Source organism: Amphibiibacter pelophylacis, assembly GCF_037688875.1.
In the GTDB taxonomy this organism is placed as follows: Bacteria; Pseudomonadota; Gammaproteobacteria; order Burkholderiales; family Burkholderiaceae_C; genus Amphibiibacter; species Amphibiibacter pelophylacis.
The window spans coordinates 16488-41458 of sequence record NZ_JAWDIE010000012.1; the positions used below are offsets into that span (position 1 = coordinate 16488).

General features: G+C 67.4%; 20 protein-coding genes, 1 tRNA gene, 1 pseudogene and 1 riboswitch. Of the genes and pseudogenes, 10 read left to right on the forward strand and 12 right to left on the reverse strand.

Annotation, left to right across the window (positions count from 1 at the left end; translation table 11 throughout):
* Positions 1-14 precede the first annotated feature (14 nt).
* The 3 genes from RV045_RS08800 to RV045_RS08810 form a co-directional block, all read right to left on the reverse strand.
* On the reverse strand, positions 15-608 hold the full coding sequence (locus RV045_RS08800) for a hypothetical protein (protein ID WP_423235415.1): 594 nt from the start codon (positions 606-608) through the stop codon (positions 15-17).
* A 63-nt stretch (positions 609-671) separates the two neighbouring features.
* The gene (locus tag RV045_RS08805) at positions 672-1694 is read right to left on the reverse strand and encodes an HpcH/HpaI aldolase/citrate lyase family protein (protein WP_423235416.1); all 1023 of its coding nucleotides are present in this window, start codon (positions 1692-1694) and stop codon (positions 672-674) included.
* Complete coding sequence (locus RV045_RS08810) at positions 1691-2677, reverse strand: malate dehydrogenase (protein ID WP_423235417.1); 987 nt, start codon at positions 2675-2677, stop codon at positions 1691-1693. The genes RV045_RS08805 and RV045_RS08810 overlap by 4 nt, the downstream gene beginning before the upstream one ends.
* 205 nt (positions 2678-2882) lie before the next feature.
* Between RV045_RS08810 and RV045_RS08815 the strand changes: the two genes are divergently transcribed.
* The 7 genes from RV045_RS08815 to RV045_RS08845 all read left to right on the forward strand — a co-directional run bounded on the left by RV045_RS08815 (position 2883) and on the right by RV045_RS08845 (position 8890).
* Positions 2883-3689 (forward strand): GntR family transcriptional regulator, encoded by an 807-nt coding sequence (locus RV045_RS08815; protein ID WP_423235418.1) that lies wholly within the window; start codon positions 2883-2885, stop codon positions 3687-3689.
* A gap of 231 nt (positions 3690-3920) precedes the next feature.
* Positions 3921-4337, forward strand: coding sequence for a succinate dehydrogenase, cytochrome b556 subunit (gene sdhC, locus RV045_RS08820; RefSeq protein WP_423235419.1), 417 nt, complete (start codon positions 3921-3923; stop codon positions 4335-4337).
* A 25-nt stretch (positions 4338-4362) separates the two neighbouring features.
* Positions 4363-4734, forward strand: a complete 372-nt coding sequence (gene sdhD, locus RV045_RS08825; RefSeq protein ID WP_423235420.1) for a succinate dehydrogenase, hydrophobic membrane anchor protein — start codon at positions 4363-4365, stop codon at positions 4732-4734.
* A gap of 2 nt (positions 4735-4736) precedes the next feature.
* Positions 4737-6560 (forward strand): succinate dehydrogenase flavoprotein subunit, encoded by a 1824-nt coding sequence (gene sdhA, locus RV045_RS08830; RefSeq protein ID WP_423235421.1) that lies wholly within the window; start codon positions 4737-4739, stop codon positions 6558-6560.
* A 12-nt stretch (positions 6561-6572) separates the two neighbouring features.
* The gene (locus tag RV045_RS08835; RefSeq protein WP_423235422.1) at positions 6573-7277 is read left to right on the forward strand and encodes a succinate dehydrogenase iron-sulfur subunit; all 705 of its coding nucleotides are present in this window, start codon (positions 6573-6575) and stop codon (positions 7275-7277) included.
* An 18-nt stretch (positions 7278-7295) separates the two neighbouring features.
* Complete coding sequence (locus tag RV045_RS08840) at positions 7296-7583, forward strand: FAD assembly factor SdhE (protein ID WP_423235423.1); 288 nt, start codon at positions 7296-7298, stop codon at positions 7581-7583.
* Positions 7580-8890, forward strand: coding sequence for a citrate synthase (locus RV045_RS08845; RefSeq protein WP_423235424.1), 1311 nt, complete (start codon positions 7580-7582; stop codon positions 8888-8890). The genes RV045_RS08840 and RV045_RS08845 overlap by 4 nt, the downstream gene beginning before the upstream one ends.
* Positions 8891-8996: 106 nt before the next feature.
* On the opposite strand, the gene RV045_RS08850 is transcribed toward RV045_RS08845, so the two are convergent.
* The 5 genes and pseudogenes from RV045_RS08850 to RV045_RS08870 form a co-directional block, all read right to left on the reverse strand.
* Complete coding sequence (locus tag RV045_RS08850; protein WP_423235425.1) at positions 8997-10778, reverse strand: ABC transporter ATP-binding protein/permease; 1782 nt, start codon at positions 10776-10778, stop codon at positions 8997-8999.
* Positions 10779-10832: 54 nt separating this feature from the next.
* A complete protein-coding gene (locus RV045_RS08855; RefSeq protein ID WP_423235426.1) occupies positions 10833-11855 on the reverse strand; it encodes an ABC transporter ATP-binding protein in 1023 nt (340 codons plus the stop codon).
* A gap of 22 nt (positions 11856-11877) precedes the next feature.
* Positions 11878-13503: an ABC transporter permease gene (locus RV045_RS08860; RefSeq protein WP_423235427.1), complete on the reverse strand. Its 1626-nt coding sequence runs from the start codon at positions 13501-13503 to the stop codon at positions 11878-11880.
* Positions 13504-13510: 7 nt separating this feature from the next.
* A complete protein-coding gene (locus RV045_RS08865; RefSeq protein WP_423235428.1) occupies positions 13511-14608 on the reverse strand; it encodes a thiamine ABC transporter substrate-binding protein in 1098 nt (365 codons plus the stop codon).
* Between the two features lie 114 nt (positions 14609-14722).
* A riboswitch (TPP riboswitch) is annotated at positions 14723-14841 on the reverse strand.
* Between the two features lie 396 nt (positions 14842-15237).
* Positions 15238-16254, reverse strand: a pseudogene (locus RV045_RS08870) (inositol monophosphatase family protein); the annotation flags it as partial.
* A 23-nt stretch (positions 16255-16277) separates the two neighbouring features.
* Here RV045_RS08870 and RV045_RS08875 point away from each other — a divergent pair.
* Positions 16278-17048, forward strand: coding sequence for an RNA methyltransferase (locus tag RV045_RS08875; protein WP_423235429.1), 771 nt, complete (start codon positions 16278-16280; stop codon positions 17046-17048).
* A gap of 7 nt (positions 17049-17055) precedes the next feature.
* Here RV045_RS08875 and RV045_RS08880 read toward each other — a convergent pair whose 3' ends face one another.
* From RV045_RS08880 to RV045_RS08895, 4 genes are all read right to left on the reverse strand, one after another.
* Complete coding sequence (locus RV045_RS08880; RefSeq protein ID WP_423235430.1) at positions 17056-18990, reverse strand: amylosucrase; 1935 nt, start codon at positions 18988-18990, stop codon at positions 17056-17058.
* A 74-nt stretch (positions 18991-19064) separates the two neighbouring features.
* Positions 19065-20618 (reverse strand): threonine ammonia-lyase, biosynthetic, encoded by a 1554-nt coding sequence (gene ilvA, locus RV045_RS08885; RefSeq protein WP_423235431.1) that lies wholly within the window; start codon positions 20616-20618, stop codon positions 19065-19067.
* Positions 20619-20630: 12 nt separating this feature from the next.
* A complete protein-coding gene (locus RV045_RS08890) occupies positions 20631-22403 on the reverse strand; it encodes an HDOD domain-containing protein (protein WP_423235432.1) in 1773 nt (590 codons plus the stop codon).
* On the reverse strand, positions 22393-24246 hold the full coding sequence (locus RV045_RS08895; protein ID WP_423235433.1) for an HDOD domain-containing protein: 1854 nt from the start codon (positions 24244-24246) through the stop codon (positions 22393-22395). Before RV045_RS08895 ends, RV045_RS08890 begins: the two co-directional genes overlap by 11 nt.
* Positions 24247-24424: 178 nt before the next feature.
* Here RV045_RS08895 and trxA point away from each other — a divergent pair, with 178 nt between their 5' ends.
* Positions 24425-24754, forward strand: coding sequence for a thioredoxin (trxA, locus tag RV045_RS08900; RefSeq protein WP_423235434.1), 330 nt, complete (start codon positions 24425-24427; stop codon positions 24752-24754).
* Positions 24755-24822: 68 nt separating this feature from the next.
* Positions 24823-24900 (forward strand) — tRNA-Arg (locus tag RV045_RS08905).
* The last annotated feature ends 71 nt before the right edge of the window (positions 24901-24971 follow it).

Sequence of the window (24971 nt, forward strand, 5' to 3'; positions counted from 1 at the left end):
GGCGCGCGTGAGGGTCAGGGGGTGGTTTTCGGCGGGGTCTGGTCGAGCACGCCGGGGCCCCGCTCGTTCTGGGGCAGCTTGTCGTAATCGGCCTTGAGCTTGGCCTGCTCGGTGCTTTCACAGCCATCCAGCACGCGCTCGCCGGTTTTCACGTTCATCAGCATGGATTTGAAGGCGATCTGCAGCAGCAGCATGTCCCCCTTGACGTCCTCGAGGCGGATGGCGCCGGTGCTGGACTGCACGGGCTTGAACAGCCAGGTGTTCTTGCCGGATTTCAGGTCGGCGTAGCCGGGGTGTTCGGTGCTGGGCGAGACGTCGATGGTCTGGCCGAATTCGCACGAATAGCTGCCGTAGTAAACACGGCTGGCGACTTCCAGCTGTGCAGCGTCGGCGGGCGGGATCACCAGTGGCGCGGCGGCCACAGCGGCTTTGGCGACGGTCTTGCCCTTGCTGCGCGAGGTTTTGGCCTTGGCCTTGGCTTTGGATTTGCTGGTTGCGGCGGCTTTTTTGGTCGCAGCTTCGGCGTGCGGCGCGGCCATCAGGCCCAGCGACAGGGCCAGGGCGGCGGTCAGGGCGGAAATCAGGGGGCGGTTGAGGCTCAGGGACATGAAAACTCCATCATCAGATCAAGGTTGAAACTTGCTTGGCAAGTGCTTGTTTGCTTTCCGATTTTAGCCTTGACTGAAAAAGCGTTTGAGGGCCTCTTGCGGCAGCGCCAGGCCGGTCTGGCGGGCGCGCTGCAGCAGCGACCAGAAATAGCGGTAGCTGGCGCGGTCGTGCAGACGATCCGCGTGGCGGATGGGGCCCCACTGGGCGTCCTGCGCGGCGGACAGCAGCGCCACGGCCTCGTCCACCTCGTCCTGCGACGGGGTGTAGGCCGCCAGAATCACCGGAATCTGGCTGGGGTGGATGCTCCACATGCGCGTGTAAGCAAACTGATGGCGGGCGCGCTGCACGGCGCTGGCCAGCACGCCTTGCTGGTTCAGCTCGGTGACCACGCAGTGCGAGGGCACTTTGCCATGCGCGTGCGCAGCGGCGGCGATGCGGGTTTTGGCGCGGCAGACCAGCGGGTGGCTGAACTGGCCTTCGGCGGTCAGCGCGTCGGCGGGTATGGCGCCGTCGTGATCGGAGACGAAATCCATCAGCCCGAAGGACAGCGATTCGATCTCCGGCAGCGCGGCAATGTCAAAAACATCGATCAGGGCGCCGTGGGTTTCGATCAGCACCTGCACCGGAATCGGGTGCGGGTAATCGGCCTCCAGCGCGGCGTGGTGGATGGCCGAGCAGGCCTCCTGAGCATCGTGCAGGTGGCGCAGCTTGGGCACCATCAGATAGGCCAGCGGGTGCGTGCGCCCGGCGTGGTAGCGCAGCAGGGCTCGCAGCTCCGGGCGGAACATGGGGTGATCCACGGGGTGCACGCGCACGCCGACGCGGCCGTGGACGTTGTCCGGGCTGGCCAGCAGCTCGTGGATCAGGTCGCAGTGAGCCATTTCCTGGCCGACGGGCGCGCCGTCTTCCAGGTCCAGCGTCACGTCAAAAACCGGGCCCATGCGCGCCTGGAGCTCCAGGCTCTTGCGCATGCGGGCTTCCACTCCGGCGTAGTGGTCGCACACCGGCAGGCGCCGCCGCGCCGGCCGGCCCAGCAGGGCCAGGTCGGGGCTCAGGCGGTGCGTGTCGGGGGCGGTGGGGTTCACAGCAGGTGCTTGACGCCGTCTTTTTCGCCTTCCAGCTCGGCCAGGGTCTTGTTGATGCACTCCTGGCTGAAGGCGTCAATGGGCAGGCCTTCGACGATTTTGTACTCGCCGCCTTCACAGGTCACGGGGTAGCCGAACATCACGTCCTTGGGAATGCCGTAATCGCTCTTGCTGGGGATGCCCATGGTGACCCACTTGCCGTTCGTGCCCAGGGCCCAGTCGCGCATGTGGTCGATGGCGGCGTTGGCGGCCGATGCGGCCGACGACAGTCCACGCGCCGCGATGATGGCTGCGCCACGCTTGCCGACCGTGGGTAGGAAGGTGTTGGCGTTCCAGTCGTGGTCGTTGATGGTGTCCTTGACGCTCTTGCCGTTCACGGTCGCGAAGCGGTAGTCGGCGTACATGGTCGGCGAGTGGTTGCCCCACACGGCCAGTTTCTCGATATCGCCCACGGCGCAGCCGATTTTGCTGGCGATCTGCGAGGCCGCGCGGTTGTGATCCAGGCGCAGCATGGCGGTGAAGTTTTTGGCCGGCAGATCCGGCGCAGACTTCATGGCGATGTAGGCGTTGGTGTTGGCCGGGTTGCCCACCACCAGCACGCGCACGTTGCGCGAGGCCACGGCGTTCAGGGCCTTGCCCTGGGCGGTGAAAATCTGGGCGTTGGCGGCCAGCAGGTCGGCGCGCTCCATGCCGGGGCCCCGCGGACGCGCGCCCACCAGCAGGGCGTAATCGGTGTCCTTGAAGGCGGTCATCGGGTCGGCGTGCGCCTCGATGCCAGCCAGCAGTGGGAAGGCGCAGTCTTCCAGTTCCATGATCACGCCCTTGAGCGCGTTCTGGGCTTTTTCGTCGGGGATTTCCAGCAGCTGCAGGATGACGGGCTGGTCTTTGCCCAGCATTTCGCCAGAAGCGATGCGGAACAGCAGCGCGTAACCGATTTGACCGGCAGCGCCGGTGACTGCGACACGGACAGGGGACTTGGCCATGGGGGAATACTCCAAAAAAATGAGGCAGCGGATGCCGCCTGGAAGGGCCCCGCTTGGATCAAAAGGAAGGGGCCGAATCAGATCGACAGCGATTGTGCCACCACTTTCCCTGCGGAACCTGACTGAGCTATCAAATTTCTTCTATCTTATATAAGATACTGCAGTCTGCCGATGTTTTGACCGACTGCCAAGGATGTGCTGTCCCATGTCTGACCGTTTTTCCGCCTCGTCTGTGCTGCTTCCGTCCGCCCCGTCCGCCAGCGACCCGGCCCCGGCCGAGGCCGTTTACCTGCCGCTGTACCAGCAGATCAAGGCCCTGCTGGTGCGCAGCCTGCAGGGCCAGGAGTGGGCGCCCGGCCAGGCGATTCCGGCCGAAACCGAGCTGGCCGCGCGTTACAAGGTCAGCCAGGGCACGGTGCGCAAGGCCATCGACGAGCTGGCTGCCGAGAACCTGCTGGTGCGCCGCCAGGGCAAGGGCACTTTTGTCGCCACGCACGATCACGAGCAGACGCAGTTCCGCTTCCTGCGCCTGCGCGCGGACGGCCCCGAGCGCGAAGGCCCGCGCCAGCGCCGCTACCAGCGGTGCGAGCAGCTGCCCGCTCCCGCCAGTGTTGCCGCTCACCTGGGCCTGGCGCCCGGCGCCGGGGTGCTGCACATCCGCCGCACGCTGGGTGCGGCCGGGGCCGACGCGGCGACCGCGCCCGTCATCTGCGAGGACATCTGGCTGCCCGCCGCGCTCTTTCCCGGCCTGACGCTGGAGCGCCTGCTGCGCCACAAGGGGCCGCTATACGCCTTTTTCGAGCGCGAGTTCAACGTCCGCATGACCCGCGCCCGAGAGCGCCTGCGCGCCGTGGCCGCCGGGCCCGATCTGGGCACGCTGCTGGGGCTGGATGCACATGCTCCGCTGCTGCAGGTCGAGCGCCTGTCGCTGACCTACGATGGCAGTCCGGTCGAGTTGCGCCTGGGCCATTACGACACCCGTGAACACCACTACTGGAACCGCCTGGACTGAGGCAATGCCCGCCTGCAAAGCTGCTCAAACCCTTCAATCCCGGGATTGCGGCCTGGATTCAGCTCTTTTGTAAGCTGTCATTCACAAGAACCTGAAAGAATGCGCCAGCGCAGCAGTGTGAATGCTGCAATGCACTAGAATCTTCGCCACCCCAGCTTATGGGGCCCCCGGCCCTGGGATCAGCGGCCCCGCCGCACGGTCCCCGCCCAGTTTCAACCCCGACGGAATGCCATGAAAACACCTGCCCAGCCGCGTCCCGAATTCCGCAACATCCACATCACCGATCTGCGCAGCTACCGGCTGCCCCCGGCGGGCATCGTGTCCATCCTGCACCGCATCAGCGGACTGGGGCTTTTCCTGCTGCTGCCCTTCATCGTCTGGATTTTCGACCGTAGCCTGAGTTCCATGTCCAGCTACGAGGCGCTGTCGGCCGCCTTCAGTGGCGGCACGGGCATCGTGCTGAAAATCATCTGCCTGGGCCTGATCTGGGCCTTTCTGCACCACCTGTGCGCGGGTGTGCGCCACCTGTGGTTCGATGCCACCCACCAGGTCAGCAAGGAAAAAGGCCACAGCACGGCGCTGGCCACTTTCGCTGTCAGCATCGTGCTGACGCTGCTGCTGGCGGCCAAGCTGTTCGGCGTGTTCTGAGTTTATTTTTTCGAAGGAGCGCACCATGAGTGCAACGGGTTCCAGAGTCGGCGCCAAGCGCCTGGTGGTGGGGGCGCATTACGGTCTGCGCGACTGGCTGGCCCAGCGCCTGACCGCCGTCCTGATGGTGATGTACACCGTGGTGCTGGGGGCGCAGATGCTGTTTGCTGGCCCGCTGGATTACGACACCTGGGCGGGTATTTTTGCGCCGCAGTGGATGAAATTCCTGACCTTCGTCGTCGCTATCGCCCTGTTCTGTCACGTGTGGGTGGGCGTTCGTGACATCTGGATGGACTACGTCAAACCCGTATCCGTCCGTCTTTTCCTTCATGTGTTCACCCTGGTGTGGCTGCTGGGCTGCACCGGCTGGCTGATCCAGGTCCTGTGGAGAATCTGAGCATGGCATCCCCGGCTATCCTTCCCCTGAGCGCCGCCACGGCCGCGCTGCCCCGTCACAAGTTTGACGTCATCATCATTGGCGCCGGGGGCTCGGGCATGCGCGCCTCGCTGCAGCTGGCCCGTGCCGGCCTGAAGGTGGCGGTGCTGTCCAAGGTCTTCCCGACGCGCTCGCACACCGTGGCCGCCCAAGGCGGCGTGGGCGCGAGCCTGGGCAATATGTCCGAAGACAACTGGCACTTCCACTTTTACGACACCATCAAAGGGTCGGACTGGCTGGGCGACCAGGACGCCATCGAGTTCATGTGCCGTGAAGCACCCAATGTGGTCTACGAGCTGGAACACTTCGGCATGCCCTTCGACCGCAACCCGGACGGCACGATTTACCAGCGCCCCTTCGGTGGCCACACCGCCAATTACGGCGAGAAGCCCGTGCAGCGCGCCTGCGCCGCCGCCGACCGCACCGGCCACGCCATGCTGCACACGCTGTACCAGCAGAACGTGGCGTCGCGCACGCAGTTCTTCGTCGAATGGATGGCGCTGGACCTGATCCAGGACGCCGACGGCGACGTGGTCGGCGTGACCGCGCTGGAAATGGAAACTGGCGACGTCCACATTTTCGAGGGCAAGACCACGCTGCTGGCGACGGGCGGTGCGGGGCGCGTGTTCGCGGCCTCGACCAACGCCTTCATCAACACCGGCGACGGTCTGGGCATGGTCGCCCGCGCCGGGATGCCGCTGCAGGACATGGAGTTCTGGCAATTCCACCCCACCGGCGTGGCGGGTGCGGGCGTGCTGCTGACCGAAGGCTGCCGGGGCGAAGGCGCCATTTTGCGCAACAGCGAAGGCGAGCGCTTCATGGAGCGCTACGCGCCCACGCTGAAAGACCTGGCGCCGCGCGATTTCGTCTCGCGCTGCATGGATCAGGAGATCAAGGAAGGTCGCGGCTGCGGTCCCAACAAGGATTACGTCGTGCTGGACATGAGCCACCTGGGCTCGGAAACCATCCTCAAGCGCCTGCCCTCGGTCTACGAGATCGGCCACAACTTCGCCAACGTGGACATCACCAAAGAGCCGATTCCCGTGGTGCCCACCATCCACTACCAGATGGGCGGCATCCCGACCAACATCAATGGCCAGGTGGTCGTGCCCAAAAATGGCGACGACCGCAGCGTGGTCGGCGGGCTGTATGCGGTGGGCGAATGCTCCTGCGTGTCGGTGCACGGCGCCAACCGCCTGGGCACCAACTCGCTGCTGGATCTGCTGGTTTTTGGCCGCGCCGCTGCCAACCACATCATCAGTACCGCCCGCTCGCAGGGCAAGCACAAGCCGCTGCCGGCCGATGCGGCCGATTACAGCCTGGGGCGCGTGGCCAAACTGGACGCCAACCCGGGCGGCGAATACTGCCAGGACGTGGCGGGCGACATCCGCACCAGCATGCAGAAGCACGCGGGCGTGTTCCGCACCCAGGCCCTGCTGGACGAGGGCGTGGCCCAGATCCAGGCGCTGGAAGCGCGCGTGGACGCCATCGGCCTCAAGGACAATTCCAAGGTCTTCAACACCGCCCGCATCGAAGCGCTGGAAGTCGCCAACCTGATCGAAGTGGCCAAGGCCACCATGGTTTCGGCGGCGGCGCGCCACGAAAGCCGCGGCGCCCACACGGTGGACGACTACGGCGACACGCCGCAGCACCCCAACGGGCGCAACGACGAGGAATGGCTCAAGCACACCCTGTGGTTCAAGGACGGCAACCGCCTGCAGTACAAGTCGGTAAACCTGCAACCGCTGACGGTCGAATCCGTGCCGCCCAAAGTCCGTACCTTCTGAGGAAACAGCATCATGACCCTGCGCACGTTTCAAATCTACCGCTACGACCCGGACAAGGATGCCAAGCCCTACATGCAGACGCTGCAGGTTGAGCTGGACGGCTCCGAGCGCATGCTGCTCGATGCCCTGCTCAAGCTCAAGGCCGTCGACCCGACGCTGAGCTTCCGCCGCTCCTGCCGCGAAGGCGTGTGCGGTTCGGACGCCATGAACATCAACGGCAAGAACGGCCTGGCGTGCCTGACCAATATGCGCACGCTGCCGGGCACCGTGGTGCTCAAGCCCCTGCCCGGCCTGCCGGTGGTGCGCGACCTGATCGTCGACATGACCGATTTCTTCAACCAGTACCACTCGATCCGGCCGTATCTGGTCAACGAGACGCCGCCCCCCGAGAAAGAGCGCCTGCAAAGCCCCGAGCAGCGCGACGAGCTCAACGGCCTCTACGAGTGCATCCTGTGCGCCAGCTGCTCGACCAGCTGCCCCAGCTTCTGGTGGAACCCGGACAAGTTCGTCGGCCCGGCCGGTCTGCTTCAGGCCTACCGCTTCATCGCCGACAGCCGCGACCAGGTCACCACCGAGCGCCTGGACAACCTGGAAGACCCGTACCGGCTGTTCCGCTGCCACACCATCATGAACTGCGTCGATGTCTGCCCCAAGGGTCTGAACCCCACCAAGGCCATCGGCAAGATCAAGGAACTGATGGTCAGCCGCGCCATCTGATTCGTGCCGCAACCCGCCATGGACAACGCCACCGTCGTCAACCGCCTGCGCTGGCGCTGCCGTCGGGGCATGTTGGAAAACGATCTGCTCATCGCGCGCTTCTTCGAGCGGTACGGCGACAGCCTCACCGAGGCCGACGCCCGCCTGATGGAACGCCTGATGGCAGAATCTGACAACGATCTGCTCGATCTGTTGTTGCAGCGTCGCCCCCCTGAAGGGGATCTGGCGACACCGGAAATGGGGGCCCTGCTGGCCCGACTGGCCGCCAGCCCCCAGCCGACCACCCAAGTGAAGGAAAATCCATGATCCAGTCCGACGTCAAAGCCACGCTGTCGTTCTCCGACGGCAGTCCCAGCATGGACCTGCCGATCTACAAAGGGACGGTAGGTCCCGATGTGATCGACATCCGCAAACTGTACGGACAGACGGGCAAGTTCACCTACGACCCGGGCTTTCTGTCGACGGCGTCGTGCAACTCGTCCATCACCTACATCGACGGCGACAAGGGCGAACTGCTGTATCGCGGCTACCCCATCGAGCAGCTGGCCACGCAGTGCGATTTCCTCGAAACCTGCCACCTGCTGCTCTACGGAGAGCTGCCTGACGCGACCGAGAAAACCGATTTCGAAGCCCTGGTGACGCGCCACACCATGGTCAACGAGCAGATGCAGTTCTTCCTGCGCGGCTTCCGTCGCGATGCGCACCCGATGGCGGTGCTGACTGGTCTGGTGGGCGGCCTGTCGGCCTTCTATCACGACAGCACTGACATCAACAATCCCAAGCACCGCGAGATTTCGGCCATCCGCCTGATCGCCAAGATGCCCACGCTGGTCGCCATGGCCTACAAGTACGGCATCGGCCAGCCCTACATCTACCCGAAGAACGAGCTGAGCTACTCGGCCAACTTCCTGCGCATGATGTTCGGCACGCCCTGCGAGGATTACCAGCCCAGCGACGTGCTGGTGCGCGCCATCGACCGCATCTTCATCCTACACGCCGATCACGAGCAGAACGCCAGCACCTCCACGGTGCGCCTGTGCGGCAGCTCGGGCACCAACCCGTTTGCGGCCATCGCAGCGGGCGTGGCCTGCCTGTGGGGCCCCGCGCACGGCGGCGCCAACGAGGCGGCCCTGTCGATGCTGACCGACATCCAGCGCAACGGTGGCGTCGAGAAGATCGGCGAATTCATCAAGCAGGTGAAGGACAAGAACTCCAACGTCAAGCTGATGGGTTTTGGTCACCGCGTCTACAAGAACTACGACCCGCGCGCCAAGCTGATGCGCGAAACCTGCCACGAGGTGCTGGGTGAACTGGGCCTGCACGACGACCCGCTGTTCAAGCTGGCCATGGCGCTGGAAAAGATCGCGCTGGAAGACGAATACTTCGTCGCCCGCAAGCTCTACCCGAACGTCGATTTCTACTCCGGCATCGTGCAGAGCGCGCTGGGCATCCCCGTGAGCCTGTTCACCGCCATCTTCGCGCTGGCGCGCACGGTGGGCTGGATCGCCCAGCTCAACGAAATGATCGGCGATCCCGAGTACAAGATCGGCCGCCCGCGTCAGCTTTTCGTGGGCTCGACGCCCCGCGATGTGAAGCCGATCGCGCAGCGCTAAGTCCTCGCAGCGCTGATTTCTGCCAGCACCGCTGTGGCGGTGCTGGCCGGATGAAAAAAACCACCTGATCGCTCAGGTGGTTTTTTTGCGCCTGAAGGGGTCGGCCTCAGGCCTGTTTCGCAAACCTGAGCACCCGTCCGTGCAGCTCGCGCAGACCGGGGCGGTGGCCGATGCTCACGACGCTGGCGCCCGGCAGCGCTTCAAACAGCAGGGTGTAGAGGCGGGTTTCGGCGGCCGGGTCCAGCGCGGATGTGGCTTCGTCCAGGAAGAGCCAGCGCGGCTGCTGGTGCAGCAGGCGGGCGAAACCCAGGCGCTGCTGCTCACCCAGCGAGAGGCGGTCCTGCCAGCGGTCGGCCACGTCAAGTTCGTCCACCAGCGCCTCAAGGCCGACCTGGTTCAGCAGGCGACGCGCGGTGTCGTCGTCCAGATCGGCTTCGGTGCGCGGGTAGGCCAGCGCGGCGCGCAGTGTGCCCTGCGGCAGGTAGGGCTTTTGTGGCAGGAAAACGCGCTCGCCGTCCGGCCAGTGGATCTCGCCGCTGGCGTGCGGCCACAGCCCGGCCAGGGTGCGCAGCCAGGTCGATTTGCCGCAGCCCGAGGGGCCTTCCACCAGCACGAGCTCGCCCGGTGCGATGGTGATGTCGGCGGGAATGGCCTCCAGCGGCACGCTGTCGGGCGTGCTGATCGCCAGACGGGTGTGCAGCGGGGCGCTGGCCCCGTCGCCGGGCGGGTCCTGCGACGGGGTTTCCACGACCGGGCGCTGGTGCGCGCGCGCCGCTTCAATGGATTGCGACAGCCCGTGCAGACGCTGCACCGTGGCCTGCCAGGACGCCACCGAGGCGTAGGCATCGACAAACCAGGACAGCGCATCCTGCACCGAGCCAAAGGCGCGGGAGATCTGCATCAGCGTACCGAAGGTGAAAGCGCCTGCCAGATAGCGCGGCATGGCAAAGAAAAAGGGCGCGATGATGGCCGTCTGGCCGTAAAAACTGTTCATCCACGTCAGCTTTTTACCGCGCAGGATCAGGCGCATGGTGTTGGCCACGGCTTCGCCAAAAGAGGATTTGGCCGCCGCCGCTTCGGCCTTCTCGCCGCGCTGCAGCGCAATCGATTCACCGTGCTCGCGCACGCGCGCCAGGCTGTAGCGGAAATTGGCCTCCAGCCGCTCCTGCAGGAAGTTCAGGCGCACCAGCGGCCGCCCGATGCGGTAGGTCAGCCAGCTGCCCGCCAGGGCGTAAATCAGCGCAGCCCAGACCATGAAGCCCGGAATGACAATGTTCATTCCCAGGAGAGTGAACTCCAGCGAGCCGCCCAGCACCCACAGCAGGGTCACGAACGACACTAGCGTCACGGTCGCGTTGAGCAGGCTCAGCATCAGGCCAAAGGTGTCGCCCACGAAGCTGCTGATGTCCTGGGTGATGCGCTGGTCGGGGTTGTCGTTGCGCAGCTTCAGGGTGACGATGCGCCAGTGCGCGCTGCCCTGCAGCCAGTCGTCCAGCCACTGCTGGGTCATCCATTCGCGCCAGATCAGGGTCAGGCGCTGCTGGAAAAACTGCCGGTAGACCGCCGCGATGATGGAGGCAAAAGCCAGCCCCGAAAACACCAGCAGCTGGTGCCAGACCTCGGCGGCGTTCTTCTCCTGCAAGGCGGTGTAGAAGTTGTTGGACCATTTGTTCAGCCCCACCGACATCGCCACGCCAAACAGCGTCAGGCCCACTGTCAGCACCATGAAAAGCAGGCCGGAGCGCCGCGCGTTCGAGGTCCAGTAGGGCCTGGCCAGCGCCCACGCCTGGCGCAGGCTTTCGCGGATGGGCGGGCGGTTGGGCGTCGCCACGTCCTCGCGCGGGACGGTATCGCCAAAACGGCCAAACAGGGTGTCGGACAACAGCATGGAACAGCTCCGGATTGCAACAGCCTGAACGGTACCGCAAAAAGCGCGACGAATTCAGAAGCGATGCCCCGGCGCATCCACCCGCAGCACCAGCGCCTGGCCGGTTTCGGGGGAATCCAGCGCCAGCCACTCGCGGCGCGAGAGCTGCATCTGCCACACGGGCGGCCCCGCACCCCAGCTGGGCGGCAGGGGATGCAGCGTGCTGCTGGGCGTCAGCGACAGTTCGCAGACGGCGCCCAGGCGGCGCAGCGCGCTCAGCGTGACGGGCACAGGAGCGCCGCCCGGCGGCACGGGCTGGCCCGGGCGCAGCAGGCGCAGGTCCTGATCCAGCCAGACGGCGCGGTCGCCCAGGTTGCGGTGGCCCAGAAAGCGCGCCAGCCAGGGCGTGGCCGGCTGGCTGTACAGCCTATCGGGCTCGCCCGCCTGCACCAGATCGCCCGCCTGCATCACGGCCAGACGGTCGGCCAGGGCCCAGGCCTCGCGCTGGTCGTGGGTGACCAGCAGCGCGGTCTGGTTCTGCGCGTGCAGCAGCTCGCGCAGCATGTGCTGCAGGTCTTCGCGCAGCCCGGGGTCCAGGCTGGAGAAGGGCTCGTCCAGCAGCAGCAGCCGGGGCTGCGCGGCCAGCGCCCGCGCCACGGCCACACGCTGCTGCTGGCCGCCGGACAGCTCGTGGATGCCGCGCTGCGCCAGCGGGGCGATCTGCAGCGCCTCCAGCGCGCGGCGGGTGCGCCGGGCGATCTCGTCCTGGCCCAGGCGCTGCTCGGTGGGCGCGAAGGCCACGTTGTCGTAGACGCTCAGGTGCGCGAACAGCGCGTGGTCCTGGAAGACCAGCGCAAAGCCGCGCCGCTCGGGCGGCGTTGCGGCCAGATCCTGCCCCTGACACACGATGCGTCCGCCGTCCAGCGGTTCCAGACCGGCGATCTGGCGCAGCAGCGTCGATTTGCCGCAGCCGCTGGGGCCCAGCAGCACGGTCAGCGCGCCCTGCGGCAGCCCCAGGGTGATGTCCTTGAGCACCCGCTGGCGCCCATGGCTGCGGCTGAGGCCATCAATCAGCAGAAAGTCGGGGGCGGTGTTCATGCGGGGGCTTGGGCGTGAAAAGTCAGCGGGTGGCGGGCTGCGGCCCGGCCAGCGAGCGGTGGGTGCCCGCGCCCCAGGTCAGTACAGCGAACACGCTGGCGCAGACGATGAGCAGCAGCACGCTGCCCGCCTGCGCCAGCGCCAGGTTGATGCGGCCGGGGCGGCCCAGATGGTCGTAGATCAGGGTGGTCAGTGTCTGCCATTCTGGTCGCGACAGAAAGAGCGTCACGGTGAACTCGCCCAGCGAACTGGCGGCCGCCAGCGCCAGGCCCAGCTGCACGCCGGGCCGCTGCTGCGGCCAGATCACCCGCCACCAGGCGCGGCGCGGGGCGGCGCCCAGACTGCGCGCCGCCTGCCACAGCTGGGGCGGCACGCGCGTCTGTGCCAGCGCCCGCACCACCAGCGGATAAGCCAGCAGCACATAGCCCAGCAGCAGCAGCGCAAGCTGATCAGCCCACTGCGGCCAGGTGATGAGCAGCGCCAGCGACAGCAGGCTGGCCGAGACCAGCCAGGGCAGCGCGGCCATCTGGTTCTGGGCCAGCGCCAGCCAGCGGCCCGGCTCGCCCCGGCGCGGCGTGCGGGCGGGTGGGCCCAGCAGCACGCCCAGCAGCAGCGCCACGGGCAGGCACAGGGCGGTGTAGGTCAGGCTGTGCCCCAGCGCCTGCCAGGTGGTGATGTCGCTCAGCAGCACCGTCCAGGCCACGCCGGGGATGTGGTCCAGCGTCAGGCTCTGGCGCAGCAGCGCCAGCAGTGGCCCCAGGGTCAGCCCGCTCGCGGCCAGTAGCGCCAGCGCCGTCAGCACTCGGGCCAGGCGGGGCTGTGGCCCGGCCCAGGCGCGGGTCTGGCCTGCAAAACCTGTCGCTGCTGCCGGTGCGCTGCCCGGCGTCAGGCGCTGCGACAGGCGCTGATAGGCCAGCAGCGCCAGCGCGCCCAGCAGCCACTGGGCCGCGCCCAGCAGCGAGGCCGCGCCCAGGTTGAGCTCGAAAGCGGTCAGCGTGTAAATGTCGACCTCCAGCGTGGTCCAGCGCGGGCCGCCCAGCAGCAGCGGCAGGGCAAAACTGGTGGCGCACAAAAAGAAGACCAGCAGCGCCGCGCTGCCCACCGCAGGCGCAATCGCGGGCACGATCACGCGCCACACCAGGCGCAGCGGCCCGGCACCGAGCTGGCGCGCCGCCATCAGGCTGGCGACGGGAATGCGCTCCAGCGCCTGCAGCGTCAGCCACAGCACCAGGCCCAGGTTGTAAAAGACAAAGCCCCACAGCAGCAGCGGCAGCGAGCCCGCGTCGCTGACCAGGCCGTCGGGGATCAGGCTCTGGATGGCCATGGCGCCGACCACCGCCGGGACCAGAAAGGGCAGCAGCAGCAGGCGCAGCCACAGCGCCTGGCCCGGCACCGGCCAGCGCCACATCGCCCAGGCCAGCGGCACGCCCAGCGCCACGCACAGCCCGGCGCCCATCAGGCCCAGCAGGCCGGTCACGACCACGCGCTGGGCGTACCAGCCATCCAGCAGGACTTCGTCCCAGCCGTTGCCCGCCTGCAGCGCCGTGTTGGCCAGCGGCCAGACCAGCACGAGGACGATCAGCGCGAGCGCCAGCCAGCCCAGGGTCCGCAGGCGCGGGCCGTAGGGGTGAGCGGGCAGTGCGTTCATGGCCTTGTCACGGCCGCATCAGCCGCGCCCACTGGCGCAGGTCGGCCTGAAGCTTCTGCGCATCGGCCGGGATGCTGACTGTACTGGGCAGACCGGCGGGCAACGGCGTGGCTTGCAGGACAGGGTCCAGCGCCACGCCTTCGCGCACCGGGTAGACCCACATCTGCGTGGGGATGTCGGCCTGGACGTCGGCCGAGCGCAGGAAGCGGATGAACTCCAGCCCCAGCTGCGGCTGTTTGCCGCCCTGCACCAGGCCCGCGCCTTCGACCTGCAGCCACACGCCACCGGGCAGCATCACATTGTCGGTGGGCGGCGCCGTGTATTTGCCCTCGCTGTAGAAGACTTCGGCGGCGGGCGAGGTGGAATAGCTCAGCACCAGCGGCCGCTGTCCGCCGTTCAGCGTGAACTCTTTCTGGTAGGCCTGCGTCCAGCCCGGCGTCACCATCACGCCGTTGGCTTTGAGCGCTTTCCAGAAATCCCACACCTGGCCGCCCAGCGCCTGCTGCGTGGCCAGGAAGAACGCCAGGCCCGTGCTGGACGTGGCCGGGTTCTGCACGACCAGGCGGTTCTTCCACGCCGGCTTTGTCAGATCCTGCAGCGTCTTTGGCGCGGCCAGACCGGCCTTGGCCAGTGGAGCGCGGTCGGCGTTGAGGTTGACATAGCCGTAATCGATGGGCGCAAGGTCGGGCCCCAGATCGAAGGCCTTGAAGCGCGCGCCGTCCGCATCCAGTGGCTGGGGCAGCGGGGCCAGGACCTTCTCAAAGCGGGCCTTGGACAGCAGGCCGTTGTCGATGCCAAAGACCACGTCGGCAATGGGCGCCTGACGCGTCAGGATGAGCTTGTTGAGCATCTCGCCCGCGTCACCGGCCTTGATCAGGCTGATTTTGACCTTGTGATCGCGCTCGAACTGGGCGATCAGCGATTTTTTCAGCGCGAACGAACTGTGCGTCAGCACGCGCAGCACCGGTTCGTCGGCCGCGTGGGCGGGCGCAGGCAGCGCGACGCAGGCCAGGGCGGCCAGTGCAGCGCCCAGCACCAGCACAGGGCGGCGGTGCAGGCGCACAGCGGGTTTCGGGAAGGAAATGGCGGGGGAAGGGGACAGCATGGCAGCTCCGGTCGGGGGATCGCAGCGGCCGCCACACAAGCGGCCACGAACGGCGAAACAACCAGAAGCGCCTGCCAGCCCGGATGGTCCCGTGAACAGGGGCCGCCCGGAAGGGGCACGTCAAAACCGCATTCCTACGCTGGTACGAGCCAGATCAGGTTCGAGGGTGTCTTCTCAGCCCGCACCGTCACACGATGAACTGTGCGACGGCGGCGGGCACCCCTGGGGTTTTACGCCAGCGCGGATGATACACCGCGCCCGGATCAGCCCTGACGCGGGCCCCGGCGCGGGGGACGGTCGCTGGACGGGCCACCCCGGCTGGGACCGTTTCGACTGTCCCGGCTGTCACGTGATCCGCCGGGGCCGCCGGGGCCGCGCCCGGCGCCAGGACCGCCGCTGTAGCCGCCGCCCGAACTGCCGTATCGGGGAGCGCCACCCTCACCATCGCGGCGCGGCGGTCGGTCGCCGCCCTGTCCGCCAAAGCGCGGGCCCTCGCCATCGCGGCGGGGCGGTCGGTCGCCGTAAGGGGCTCGGCCTGGGCCACCCCGGCTGTCGCGGGAATCGCGACTGTCCCGGCTGTCCCGACGGGGGGCGGCGGGTTTGACGCTCACGGTGGGCACGTGATCCGATTTGGTGACGCGGTGCGGGCGCTCGTCGGAGGATTCGGGGCGCGGCGTGGCGCTCAGGGTGCGGCGCGGGGCGCTGGTGGCATCTCCCGAGGCTCCGCCGACGGCGTCCGTCAGGGCATCCAGTGGCGTGAGGCCGCTGCTGGCGTCGCCGGCGCGGACCGCATCGACAGCGTCCGCCTTCTGGCCGGAGAGCAGCGCGTGGCGGCGCGCGACCTGGCTGATGGGACTCAGTCGCTGCACCAGCTGGCCGTAGATGCGCGGCGTGCCCGCGACAATTTCTTTTTCGTACAGATAAGGTTCTTCGCCGGTGAAGTTGCCGACCAGGCCGCCCGCTTCGGTGATGATCAGGCTGCCGGCCGCCATGTCCCACGGCGACAGGCCGGTCTCGAAGAAGCCGTCGTAGTAACCGGCCGCCACGTAACACAGGTCCAGCGCCGCAGCGCCCGGGCGGCGCAGCCCGGCGCAGTCCTGCATCAGCGATTCCAGCACGTGCATGTAGTCTTTGAAGGCATCGCCCCGGCGGAAAGGAAAGCCCGTGCCGATCAGCGCCTGGTTCAGGTAGAGGCGCTTGCTGACGCGCATGCGGCGGTCGTTCAGGTAGGCGCCGCGCCCTTTGCTGGCGACGAAGAGGTCGTTGCGCGTGGGGTCGTAAACGACGGCCTGGGTGATGATGCCGTCAACGCTCAGTGCGATCGAGGTGCAGTACACGGGCAGACCGTGGATGAAGTTGGTCGTGCCATCCAGCGGGTCGATGATCCAGCGGTAGTTGCTGTCCTTGGCGCCATGTTCCTCGCCGGATTCTTCGGCCAGGATACCGTGACCGGGGTAGGCTGTCAGCAGGGTTTCGATAATGGCGGCTTCGGCCGCCTGATCGACTTCGGTGACAAAGTCGTGGGCTGATTTCTCGCTGACACGCACGCTGTCGAGATCCAGCGAGGCACGATTGATGATGGACCCCGCTGCCCGCGCCGCCTTGATGGCGATGTTGAGCATGGGGATATTGAGAGCTTGCGACATGAGGGCGTCCGGTGGCGGCAACGATGACAAAGAGCGAAGTCCCGCATTTTACGGGCACCCGTTTTGTTTTGGTGAAAACGAGTCACGCGGGCAACGTCGGCGCCGCCGCGCGGGCCCTGAAAGTGATGGGTTTTGACCACCCCGGCGCGCTGGTGCTGGTCCAGCCGCGCTGGCCGGACGTGCTGCAGCGCGAGGAAGCGCTGGCCCTGGCCAGTGGCGCGACCGACGTTCTGGCCCACGCGCGCGTGGTGGACACCCTGCAGGAGGCGCTGCAGGGCGTCCACCTGGCCGCCGCCACGGCGATGACCCCGCGCGATTTCGGCCCGCCGACCTTCGCGCCGCGCGCACTGTTTTCCGATTGGGCGCCGCGCCAGCTCGCCAGCGGCCTGCAGGTGGCTTTTGTGTTTGGCAGCGAGCGCTTTGGCCTGGCCAACGAGGACGTTTACCGCTGCCACGCCTGCGTCAGCATCCCGACGGCGCCGGGCTACGGATCGCTCAACCTGGCGCAGGCCGTGCAGCTGCTGGCCTACGACTGGCGCGAGGCGCTGGGCAGTTTCCCCGTGCAGGGGCGTACCACGCCCGAGCCTCTGGCCGACAGCGGCCAGATCGACGGCCTCATGCAGCAGTGGCAGCAGGTGCTGCTGGACAGCGGCTTCCTGGACCCCGCCAGTCCGCGCAAGATTCCGCAGCGTCTTCACCAGTGGCTGCTGCGAAGCGCGCCCAGCCACCGCGAGGTGCAGATCCTGCGCGGCCTGGCGCGGGCGGTGCTGGGGAAAATGTCCGGACGGGGATGACAGCGCCTCAGCGCTGCGGCAGCGCCAGCCACATCATCTGGTAGGGCTGCAGCGTCAGGCCCTGCGCCAGGCGGTGGCCGGTGGCGGCGATCAGGTCGGTGGCCTGGCCGGGCAGGGCGGACAGCACCCCCGCCGCAATGTGCTGCTCGTCTTCGCTGAAGTTGGCCAACACCAGCAGGCGCTCAGGGGCGTGGCCGGAGCCCACGTCGCCGCGCACATAACCCAGCACCGCGCGGTTGTGCGTCCAGAAGGGGGTGAGCTGCCCGCCCGCCAGCACGGGCAGGTGGCGGCGCAGCGCGATCAGGTGGCGCAGCCCGGCGTAGACCCGGCCCTGGGGCGTGGACGGATCGTGGCGGCGCGCGCCCGCTTCGGCGTCGTAGCGCGGGCGGTGGACCCAGCGGCTGTCCTCGGCCTTGCCGTCCTCGTGGACGTAGGCGTAATCGTTGGTCTGCGCGAGTTCATCGCCCAGATAGATCAGCGGAATGCCGCCGCTGGACAGCGCCACGCCATAGAGCAGCAGCAGGCGCGCCGCCGCGTGGACATCCACCTGCTCGAAGCCGCACAGGGACGCAGCCGTGCCGCTGATGCGGCAGTCGCCCGTGGCCGGGTTGTCCTGGAAGGGCACGCCGCGCGCAAAACTGCCTTCAAAGCGGTTGACGAAAAAGCGGTTGAGGAACTGGCGGTGGTCGAAGCCGTTGATACCCAGGCGCGCTGCGTCTTCGTCGGCGAAAGTCCAGCCGATGTCGTCGTGGCTGCGCACGTAGTTGACCCAGGCGGTGCCGGGCGGCAGGGCGTGGCGCTCTTCCAGCGCGAGCTGCAGCATGTTGACCTCGCGCGTGGCCAGGCTGTTCCACAGCAGCGCCATCTGCAGCGGGTTGTAGGAGACCTGGCACTCTTCGGGCGAGATGTAGCTGACCACATCGTCCGGGTGGACGATGGCCTCGGATTTGAACAGCAGCGAGGGCGCAGCGATGCGCGCCAGCGCGTTGTAGGCGCGCAGCAGGTGGTGGGCCTCGGGCAGGTTCTCGCAGGGGGTTCCGAGGCGCTTCCACACGAAGGCGACGGCGTCCATGCGCAGGAACTCGACGCCCAGGTTGGCGATGCGCAGCATCTCGCCGGCCATGGCGCGGAAGACTTCGGGGTTGCCGTAGTTCAGGTCCCACTGGTAGCTGTGGAAGGTCGTCCAGACCCAGCGCCCGTCGGCGAGCTGGCTGAAGGCGCCGGGGTGCTCGTCGGGGAAGATCTCGCGCACCGTGCGCTCGTACTGGTCGGGCAGGGTGCGGTCGGGGAAGAGGTAGTAATAGCCGCTGCACTCGGGGTCGCCCGCGCGCGCGGCCTGCGCCCATTCGTGCTCGTCGCTGGTGTGGTTGAAGACGAAATCCAGCACCAGCGAGATACCGGCTTCGCGCAGGCGTTCGGCCAGGCGCTGCAGGTCGGCCATGGTGCCCAGGCTGCGCTTGACGTCGCGGTAGCTGCTGACGGCGTAGCCGCCGTCGTTGTGCGGCTCGGGGCACAGGTAGGGCGGCATCAGGTGCAGGTAGCTCAGGCCCAGCTCCTGCAGCTCGGGAATGCGCGCTTCCAGGCCTTTCAGGTCGCCCGCATACAGGTCGACGTAGCACACGCCGCCCAGCAGGGTGTTGGACTGGAACCAGTCGGGCTGGGCTTCGCGCTCGGCGTCGCGCTGGCGCAGCACCTCGGGGCGCTCGCTCCAGCACTCGAAGGCGGTGGTGAGCAGGCGCTCGACGATGGCGTCGAAATCGTCCAGATCGCCATACAGCGCCGACAGCTCGCTGCGCAGGCGCTCGCCGTGCTGCAGCAGGCGCTGGTAAAACGGCTTCCAGCCCTTGCGACGGCCCAGCCGCTTGTTCAGGCGCTGGACGACAGCGGCATTGGGGATCTGGGTGATGACGGGCGTGACGGAATCGGCGGTGTCTGGAGTCATGGCGGCAGTCCGGGTAAAAAGAGGGCGCTGTTCGGCCCTGCAGCCAAAGACAGCGCTATCAGCCGGATTGTCGCCTATCGTAGGAAGAGCTTGTAGCTAGGGTTTGTACTTTCCTCGGTCCACGGCAGCTGCTGCGTCTGAAGCCAGTCGTCCAGCGCGGCCTCGTTGCCCGGGGCGGGCTGGATGCCGATCAGCACGCGGGCGTAATCGGCGCCCTGGTTGCGGTAGTGGAAGAGCGTGATGTTGCAGTCGGACGGCATACCGCCCAGAAAACGCATCAGCGCACCGGGCCGCTCGGGGAAAATCACCCGGAACAGGCGCTCGCCCTCGGCCTGCGCGGTGCGTCCGCCGACCATGTGGCGCAGGTGCTCTTTGGCCAGATCGTCGTGGCTGAGATCAATCACGCCAAAGCCCTCGGCGCGCAGATCGTCCTGCAGCGTCTGCGCGTCGCCGGGGTGCTGTACGCCGAGGCCAATGAAGATGTGGGCTTCTTTCGGGTCGGCGATGCGGTAGTTGAACTCGGTGATGGCCGCGCCGCCGATGCGCTGGCACAGGCGGCGGAAGCTGCCGCGCGCTTCGGGGATGGTCACGGCCAGCATGGCCTCGCGGCCTTCGCCCAGCAGTGCGCGTTCGGCGACGAAGCGCAGGCGGTCGAAGTTCATGTTGGCACCGCAGGTGATGCCGACCCAGTTCTGGCCCGGCTGCCCCTGGGCCCGCGTCTGCGCGTATTTTCGCGCCCCGGCCACGCACAACGCGCCCGCGGGTTCAACAATGGAGCGCGTGTCCTGGAAGATGTCCTTGATGGCGGCGCAGACCTCGTCGGTGTCCACGGTGATGAACTCGTCCACCAGGCTGCGCGCCAGGCGCCAGGTCTCGCTGCCGACTTTTTTCACCGCCGTGCCGTCCGAGAACAGGCCCACATCGGCCAGTTCGACCACCTGGTCCTGCTCCACCGACTGCATCATGGCGTTGGAATCGGCCATCTGCACCGCGATGATGCGCACTTCGGGGCGCAGCGCCTTCACATAAGCCGACACGCCCGCGATCAGGCCGCCGCCGCCCACGGCGACAAAAATGGCGTCCAGCGGGCCCTGGTGCTGGCGCAGGATCTCCATCGCCACCGTGCCCTGTCCGGCGATCACGTCGGGGTCGTCGAAGGGGTGGATGAAGGTCAGACCCTGTTCGCGCTCCAGCTGCAGCGCGTGCTGGTAGGCGTCGCTGTAGCTCTCGCCCGACAGCACAATCTGCACCTGGCTGCCGCCAAAGGACTGCACCGCGTCGATCTTGACCTGGGGCGTGGTCACCGGCATGACGATCAGGGCGCGGCAGCCCAGCTTCTGGCTGGACAGCGCCACGCCCTGGGCGTGGTTGCCCGCTGAAGCGCAGATGACGCCGCGCGCGCGCTGCCCGCCCGTCAGCCGCGCCATGCGGTTGTAGGCGCCGCGCAGCTTGAAGCTGAAGACGGGCTGGCAGTCCTCGCGCTTGAGCCACATGTTCTGGCCGATCTTGGCCGAGAGCTGCGGGGCGAAATCCAGCGGCGTTTCGCGGGCCACGTCGTAGACGCGGGCGGTCAGGATGCGCTGCAGGTAATCCTGCAGCGACAGCGGTTCGGGGGCGGAGGCGTTCATGCCCCGATTATCTCAGGGCGCGGCGGTGGCCTGTGCGGGGTTGGCGTCCAGAACGTCCTGCGCGCCGACCATGACGCGGTGCTCGCTGCCGCGCAGCGCCTCGGTCAGGGCGTCGTTCAGGGTGTAGGCGGTGCAGCCCAGCCAGCGCCCGTAGCGCTGCGCGACCAGGTTGAGTGCTTTCAGTCGCTTGTTCTTCATGGTGTCCTTGTGCACGAAAACCTCGTAGGCGCAGGACACGATGGCGCGCAGGAAAAGGCTGTCGTCGGGCGGCGTGTCTTCAACCAGCGCCTGCGCGGGCAGTGGCTGCAGCATCTCGATCACGTCGGCTTCCATGCCCCACAGACGCAGCACCTCGGCGGCGAGTTCGCTCAGGGGCAGCTCCAGCACGTCCTTGCAGGCCGCGTCCAGCGCGTCCCAGGGCGAGGGCGGGGGATTCTCCTGGCGCGCCTGTTTGGCCAGGTGCTTGATCTGCAAGGCCTCTTCCGGGAAGTGATAGCCCAGGATGAGCTGTCCCAGGCCGTGGAAGAGCGCAATGATGAAAACGGTTTCGGGCTCGAACGCGCCGGGGTTGATGTGCTGGGCGACCAGGCTGGCGCGGCGGATCTGCCAGATGTCGTCCTCCAGATCGCGCGCCTGGAAGCGGTTGAGCGGCCCGGGCCACAGCGTCAGGTTCTTGGCCGCCTGCTCGACCCCATTCAGACCGGCCAGGGCGATGGCGCGGCGCATGTTCAGCACCGCGTCGTTGGCGTTCAGGGTTTCGCCCCGGCGCAGCGTGTTGTTGCACACGCGCAGCAGCTCCAGCGACAGGGCGGTGTCCTGCAGCATCACCTCCACCAGCTCGGTCTGGTGCGAGACCTGCATGCGGCTCAGGCGCACCACGCTGCGCATGGTGTCCTCGTTGCCGGGCAGGATGCCGCGCAGGCGGATGCGCTCGCGCAGCGTGGCCAGCACGTTGGGGCCGTTGCCCTCGTCGCTTTGCAGCACGTCTTCCAGCGCCGAGGCCAGGCTGCGCGCCGTGGCAAAACGCTGGCGCGGCAGCACGTTGAGCGCGCGCTCGTAAATGTGGCGGATGGGCGGGGAGAGCGCCACCGCCTTTTTCTCCGGCAGTTCGAGCTGGCTTTCGCCCAGCGGCGGCAGGCGGCCCATGGCCAGCAGGAAATCGCTCTCGCCCAGCGGTGGCTCGCCGCTGATCAGCCAGTGCAGCATCAGCGACACAAAGAAGAGATCCACCGGCGTGTTCTCGCGCAGGTCGCTGCGCTCGGTCTCGAGCGGGTCTTCGCTGCCCGGGCCGGTGGTGGGCCGCCAGGCGACTTCCGCCCCGCACAGGCGCACGCGCTTGCCGTCGATCAGCACCAGGTGCGGCTGCACGTCGCGGTGCAGGCTGCGCGTGTCGTGCAGGTCGGTCAGCGCCAGGGCAATCTGGTGCAGGGTGCGCAGCGCCTCGCGCAGGCCCATGGGGCCGCGCCTGACGCGCTCGCCCAGGGTGATGGCCTCGCCGCGCACGTAGGCGGCGTAGGGGCGCCCCAGCAGCTGGCCGGTTTCCGCCAGCGGCATCAGGTGGCGCGAATCCAGGCGCTGCAGCTTGCTGACGCGGCCCAGCCACTCGGGCCAGTGCGCGGCGTCCAGCGTCTGCTTGGGCATCACCAGCACCTGCTCGGTCTGCGTGCGGGTGTCCAGCACCAGCCAGCTGGCGGTGCGAACGCTGTGCCCCAGGTTGGTGATGAGTTCGAAAGGGCCCAGGCGCGGGCGTGCCGCGCCTTCCCCGGGGGTGTCGTCACTGGCCATCGGGCCTCCACATTTCGAGCAGGTCTTCCTGGATCTCCTGACCGATCCACAGATCGCTGCGCAGCTGGGTGGGCACCAGCGGCAGATCGCCGCCACTGGTGTCCATCACCGTCGCCAGGCCCTTGCGCAGATCGGTCAGGGTCAGGGCCAGACCCGGGCGATAGGCCGCCAGAAGCTGTGGCAGCCAGATCTCCAGCATCGGGCTGCCCAGGGTGTGCAGGTAAACGGCCTCGTTGGCCAGGCTGGCCGTCAGGCGCAGCAGGTGATGGTCGCCCGTAGGCTCCTGGCGCGCGGCCTGGTCCGAGCCGATGGCGTTGGCCAGCGCCTGCACTTCCGGGCCCAGACCCCACTGGCGCAGCGTGGCACGGCTGATGGTGTCGAAATCCAGCCCCAGCACCGAGGTGCAGGCCTGCTGCGCCAGGGTGAGCACCGGCGGCAGGCTGGCGCCACTGTCCTGCGTCAGCGTTTTCAGGGTCTGGCGGATGTGGTGGTGGATCTGCGACGCATCCTGCGGCAGATGGGCGACCACCATCAGGCGGCCCAGGTTCTGCAGCAGGCCGATGATGTAGACGGTTTCGGTGTCGTAGCCCGCCGGGCTGAGGATCTGCGCCAGCCGCGCCGCCTTGCGCACCAGCATGAACTGCTGCGTCATGAGCGCCATCTGCTCGTCGTTGAGGCTGCGCGGAGACTGTTCCAGCGCCCGCGCGATGCGCGCGATGCCGCGCAGACCGCGCATGCCCAGGATCCGGTGCAGGCTGAGCACGGCGTCGTTCACGCCCAGCGCGCCGCCATGCCGCAGCGCACTGTTGCTGACGCGCACCAGCTCGCAGGCCAGGCCGATGTCGGCCAGCAGCACCATCACCAGGTCGTGCGAGGGGCACTGGCGCAGGCTGGACAGGCGCTGCAGGCGCGGGAAGGTGTCCGGGTTGCCCGGCAGCAGACCGTAGGTGGCGGCGCGCGACATCAGGGTCTGCAGCACCTGCGGATCCTGCTCGGCCTGCGTCTGCACCACGGTGTCCACCGCCCGCACCAGTCCCCGGCTGCTGACAAAGCGCTGGTCCACACGGTGGTGCAGGGCGCGGGCCAGCACCTGGCGGGTCTCGGCCGACATCCTGTCTTTGCGGGGCGGCTGCAGGAAAGTGCTGCCCTGCGGCGGCAGACGCCGCCAGGCGCGGTAAAGATCGCCATCGTCCAGCGCGGGTTCGCCCGACAGCACGCCGTACATGAGCAGCGCCAGCTGCTGCGTGTCGCGCTGGAAGGTGGCGCGCAGCAACGGATCGACCAGCTGCGACTGCGGGCTCATGGCCCAGCGCACCGAGTGCGCGTAATCGTAGGCCAGGCCCATGCCCGCCAGCAGCGTGCCGTCGGGCGTCTGCACCGCCATCCAGGGCTGGAGGTCGCCGTGAGGAATCTGGGCCTCGTGCGCCAGCGCCAGCGCCTGGGCCAGCGCCTGACCCATCTTCAGGCCGTCGGATTCGTTCATCGTGCCCAGATGCGCCTCGGGCTGGGCCAGTGTGCTGCAGCCGGGGCCCAGCGGGTAAAGCACCCAGGGCAGGGTGTCGCCCACCTCCAGCGGCGTCAGCCAGCCCTGCGCCTGCATGCGCGCGGCGTGCAGCACGAGGTGGCGCCAGTGACCGAGCTCGCGCCCCTGCCACAGATGGCGCGACAGCACCAGCAGGCCGCCGCTGCCGCCTTCGGCCTCGGTCACGGAGAAGGCACAGCTCAGCGCCGAGGCGCCCAGCGGCTGCTCGACCCGGAAGCGCCCGAACAGCGGCTGCCACAGCGGATTTTCTCGGATCAGTGCATCGGCTTCGATGCGTGGGATGACAGCACTGAAGGGCATGGGCGACAAAAGGGTTGGACAGGGCCGGGCTGATCGCCGGGCCACACCTATTTCAGCACAGCCGTCCGGGCGCAAAGCCCCGATAAGATTGCCTTCGCCACGCCTGCTTGGCATCTGTGCCAGAATTCCGGTATAGATTCACAGCCCTCCCGCAGGGCCCTTAACCCACAGGATGTTTATGAGCAGCCCTTTGATCAAACATGTGACCGATGCCAGCTTCGACGCCGACGTGATCCAGTCGAACGTGCCCGTTCTGGTCGATTTCTGGGCCACCTGGTGCGGGCCCTGCCGCGCCATCGCGCCCATTCTGGACGAACTGGCCGGCACCTACGAGGGCCGTCTGCAGATCGCCAAGGTCGATGTCGACAGCAACCCCGACACCCCGGCCCGCTTGGGCGTGCGCGGCATCCCCACGCTGGTGATTTATAAGGGCGGCCAGGTCGTTGCGACCAAAGTGGGCGCCCTGCCCAAGGCGCAGATGGTCGAGCTGATCAACCAGTACGTCTGATTTTTTACGCGTTTTTTTGCCAAGGCTTGACGAAACCGGAAATACGGTGCTATAGTTCAAGGCTTGATGCGGCTGTAGCTCAGTTGGATTAGAGTACTTGGCTACGAACCAAGGGGTCGTGGGTTCGAATCCTGCCAGCCGCGCCAACTAAAAAACCCTCACAGATGATTGTCTGTGGGGGTTTTTCTTTGGGCGTCTGCCGGAATCCGGAAATATA